The sequence below is a fragment of the Pseudomonas sp. HMSC066A08 genome (genome assembly GCF_001813025.1).
In the GTDB taxonomy this organism is placed as follows: domain Bacteria; phylum Pseudomonadota; class Gammaproteobacteria; order Pseudomonadales; family Pseudomonadaceae; genus Pseudomonas; species Pseudomonas aeruginosa.
The window spans coordinates 1-216 of sequence record NZ_KV811181.1; the positions used below are offsets into that span (position 1 = coordinate 1).

The 216-nt window shown below is 36.1% G+C and carries 1 pseudogene; it reads left to right on the forward strand.

What is annotated here, in order from left to right:
- Positions 1-36: 36 nt before the first annotated feature.
- Positions 37-216 (forward strand): annotated as a pseudogene (locus HMPREF2886_RS34760) (hypothetical protein); the annotation flags it as partial.

Consider the following 216-nt stretch of genomic DNA (forward strand, 5'->3'; position numbering starts at 1 on the left):
CATTTATATTTAAAACTCTCAAAAAGGGATAAGTTAATGTTAGCAACTGCACATATTGTTGATGTAAATGAATCGAATATTCAGCAAGTTATAGAACAATCGATGACAAAACCGGTCATGATGTACTTCTATTCAGAGCGTAGTCCTCATTGTGCAGAGCTTGGGGCAACGTTGGATAAACTAGCAGCTGAATTTGCTGATCAGTTTGTATTAGCT